4 protein-coding genes are annotated in these 3,749 nt (G+C 67.1%); 2 read left to right on the top strand and 2 right to left on the bottom strand.

What is annotated here, in order from left to right; all coding sequences use genetic code 11:
* Both QH276_RS23250 and QH276_RS23245 read right to left on the bottom strand, forming a co-directional pair.
* Positions 1–1,353, bottom strand: a 1,353-nt coding sequence (locus QH276_RS23250) for a CocE/NonD family hydrolase (RefSeq protein ID WP_280406901.1), incomplete at its 3' end; no start/stop codon positions are given.
* Between the two features lie 136 nt (positions 1,354–1,489).
* Complete coding sequence (locus QH276_RS23245; RefSeq protein ID WP_280396727.1) at positions 1,490–2,080, bottom strand: class I SAM-dependent methyltransferase; 591 nt, start codon at positions 2,078–2,080, stop codon at positions 1,490–1,492.
* 92 nt (positions 2,081–2,172) lie between these two features.
* On the opposite strand from QH276_RS23245, the gene QH276_RS23240 reads away from it, so the two are divergent.
* Positions 2,173–2,754, top strand: coding sequence for a helix-turn-helix domain-containing protein (locus QH276_RS23240; RefSeq protein ID WP_280396728.1), 582 nt, complete (start codon positions 2,173–2,175; stop codon positions 2,752–2,754).
* A 278-nt stretch (positions 2,755–3,032) separates the two neighbouring features.
* Positions 3,033–3,548: a C40 family peptidase gene (locus QH276_RS23235; protein WP_280396729.1), complete on the top strand. Its 516-nt coding sequence runs from the start codon at positions 3,033–3,035 to the stop codon at positions 3,546–3,548.
* The last annotated feature ends 201 nt before the right edge of the window (positions 3,549–3,749 follow it).

The following is a 3,749-nucleotide window of genomic DNA, read 5'->3' as shown; positions in this document are numbered from 1 at the left end:
TGGGGTCACCCGGGGCGGGGGTAACTGTTGGCGGGTCCCCCCCCCCCCGCCCTCCCCCCACACCACCCCCGCCCCTTTGGGGGCTATGCCGTTTGCGCAAGCGCGGAGCCAGTGGTCGAACCAGGCGCGCTGCAGTACATCCAAACGCGGTGGGGCGCCGGGCCTTCCGGTGCCGGCACCGGGATTGGCGTGGTAGGTGTCGCCGACGACGAGTTGTTTGCGGCCGGGTGGCAGCGGGATGTCGTTGTAGAGGGCGGTCGCGCTGTTGGCGAAGATATCGTGCCAGCCGCCGTAGACGAAGGTGGGCACGGTGATCTTCGACGGGTCGCCCATGATGCCCTGGCGGAACGGGCTGTTCTCGTCCAGGGCGGCGGCCAGGGTGGGCGGCATCTGGTTCAGCGAGGGGGTGAGCAGCGCTTGGGCGAGCAGGTCGTAATTGGTCGCCGGATCGGCCAGCCGGTCGGCCAGCCACTGCCAGTCGAAGGTGCCGTTGAGCATGGACTGCACATCCGGCATGAGTTTGGCCCGGTTCACCTGGGTGAGCCACAGCGGCAGGAAGGTCACGCCCACACCGCCGCCGGGCGCCACCACATCGCGCATGAGATCGCTACCCGGTTCGACCGGGAAGATGGCCTGCAACGGTTTCGGCGCGTTCTCCGCGGCGCGCAACTGGTTGATCCCGGAGTAGGAGCCGCCGCTCATCGCGACCCGCCCGTTCGACCACGGCTGCGCCGCCGACCATTCGATCACTTCGCGGGTGTCGAGTTGTTCGCGGGCGCCGAGGGTGTCCCACAGTCCCTGTGACTGCCCGGTACCGCGCACATCCACCGAAACCACCGTGTACCCGGCCCGAACCAGTTTGCTGTCGAGGCCGAGTACCGTGGCGACGGTGCCGCCGTCGAGCGCGTGCAGCAGATCCTCGAAACCGCTGATCGGGGTGCCGGACAGGTTGATCCGGCGCACCAGGTCCATGGTGAACCGCTGCGCTTCGGGATTGTTGATCGCCGAATCGATCAGGCCGGACATCATTTTCGAGTACGGCGTCATGGTGACGATGGTGGGCAGCGGCGCGGTCTCCACCTTGTCGCCGGTGTGCGCGGGCCGGTACACATCGGCTTTCAGCACCACGCCGTCGCTCATGGTGATGTGCACGTTCTTGTCGATATGCACTTCCGGGTAGGGCTGTGGCCCGTCGTGGACCCCGGTCCACTGCGCGGCGAGTTCCGCCGGTGACACAGCGGGCTCGGTGTCCCGGTGCACGGGCTGCCGGACGGCCTGCGCCAGCACCAGGATCACGGCCAGGACGACCACGGTGGCGGCCGCCGCGGCCGTGAGCACCCGGTACAGCCGCATGAAAAACCCTCCACCTCATGGTTCCGGTTTCCGCGCACAGATTGCCGCCGACGATAGCAATCAGCTCTCGTCCCAGATGGCAGCGACGCGCGGATCTCCGATTCACCGTTCGGCGAAGGGTTCGCGGCTCACCGCGTCAGTGGGCGCGCCGCAACCGCAGCACGAGATCCTTGATCTGATGACCGGCCGCGGGCCGGTTGCGGTCGCGGATATCGTTCACCTCCACCGTCCACCGGTCGTCGAGCAGGGGGACGATATCGGCGGGCAGGTAGTAGGCGTAGGGGTCGAACCGGTGCGGGTGATCTTCCGGCGCCGGCATTTCGGTCGGATCGTGGGTGACGAAGAGCAGCGTGCCCCCGGGCGCGACCGCCTCGAGCAGACCGTACATGGTCGCGTGATCGGCCTCCTTCTCGATCGGGAAATAGTGCGCCGACACCAGATCGAACGAGCGGGCCGGTAGCGGGGTGACCGTGATATCGGCGTGCTGCCAGGAAATCTCCGGATGCCCGGCCGACGCACGCTCGAGCGCGACCTTCGAGATATCGATCGCGGTGACCTGCCAGCCCTGTTCGGCCAGCCAGTAGGCATCGGCGCCCTCACCGCAGCCGAGGTCGAGCGCCTGCCCGGGCGACATCCCGGTCACCTCGGCGACGAGCGCGTCGTTGGGCAGGCCGCTGAAGCGCTGCTCGGCCTCGCTGTACATCTCGTCCCAGAACTGCTGGTCCATCCGTGTCTCCTGATCTCCTCGGGGCTTGTCTCCCAGCTTCCGCAGATCCCGACAACTTGACAAATTTATTTGCCATAACTGCAATAGTCGGTATGGATCCGGAGTTCGGCGATGTCATCGAAGCGATCGGCCCGCGGCTGCGTGAGCTGCGGCGACGCAACGGCACCACCCTGTCCGCGCTCTCCGAGATCACCGGCATCCCGGTCAGTACGCTCTCTCGCCTGGAGTCCGGGCAGCGCAAGCCCAGCCTCGAACTACTGCTGCCGCTGGCCAAAGCGCATCGGGTAGCCCTGGACGAACTGGTCGCCGCGCCGGAAACCGGCGATCCCCGCGTCAATATCCGCCCGATCAACCGGCACGGCCAGACGCTGATTCCGCTCACCCGCAAACCCGGCGGCCTGCAGGCCTACAAGCAGATTCTGTCCGGCCGCGAATCGGCCGAACCGCAAATGCACACCCACGAGGGCTACCACTGGCTCTACGTCCTCAACGGCCGGCTGCGCCTGATCCTCGGCGACCGGGATATGGTGCTGACACCGGGCGAGGTCGCCGAATTCGACACCCATCTGCCGCATTGGTTCGGCAATGCCGACGAACATCCCGTCGAATACCTGAGCCTGTTCGGCCCCCAGGGCGAGCGCTTTCACATCAAGGCGCGGTATCGCCCGTCGTAATTCCGAGACCCGCTCTACGCTGGACATACGCCAACCGTTATCGTTTCGTTAGCCACCTTGTCCGTGTCGTTTCCGAAGCATGAGTGGCGGACGGCGAAACATGACTCCCCGGGTTTGCAGGACCGACATATAGCTGTGGTGCATTTCCAACGCTGTTCGAGTAGTCGGTGAATTACCTCGCCGTGCACAGCACGGTGAAAGTTGTTGCGATCCACCGGCTCTCGACCTGAGCACGGAGGACCGCAATTATGGAGTCAGTACCGCTAGTCCGAAAACGCATGGCCGTTATGGCCCTCTTCGCCGCGGCGGCCGGCACTGTCCTCACCACCGCCGCTCCCGCCGAAGCCCGGCCGGTCGAAGTTCCCGGTCTCGGCGTCTTCGAAGTTCCCGATCAGATCCCCCTACCGGCCGGCATCCCCGGTCTCGGAAATCCCGCTCCGGCGCCCCGGTTCGCACCCGCCCCCGGCGAGGTCGCGGTGCAGGCGGCGCGCAGCAAACTCGGCGCCCCGTACGTCTCCGGCGGTACCGGTCCGAACACCTTCGACTGCTCCGGCCTGGTGAAATGGGCCTACCAGCAGGCGGGAGTGGATGTACCGCGCACGAGCTGGTCCCAGCTCGCCGCCGGGACCCCGGTGCCACTGGACCAGCTACGTGTCGGCGATGTGATCTCCTACAGCGGCGGCGGGCATTCCGCCCTGTACGCCGGCGACGGCCAGGTGATCCACGCCGCGACCACCACGGTGGAAATCTCGCCCATGTCGTATTCGCCCGTGGTCGGAGCCCGGCGCTTCTGACCGCGCGGCCGCGCCGTGGCCCCCGGAGTCGGGCCACCCACCCGAACCCACAGCCCCGGTTCCACGGCGTATCGGCGAACCCCGCCCCGGCAATGACGTCAGGGACGGGGTTCGCCGCCGCGAATCCCGGGTTAGGCGATCAGAGCCGCGCGATGATGGTGGGGTTGGCCCGCCCGCCCGCCGCGCCCATGGTCTGCAGGG

It is taken from the genome of Nocardia carnea, assembly GCF_029869215.1.
Lineage (GTDB): Bacteria > Actinomycetota > Actinomycetes > Mycobacteriales > Mycobacteriaceae > Nocardia > Nocardia carnea_B.
This window is presented reverse-complemented; position numbering and strand designations above follow the sequence as displayed.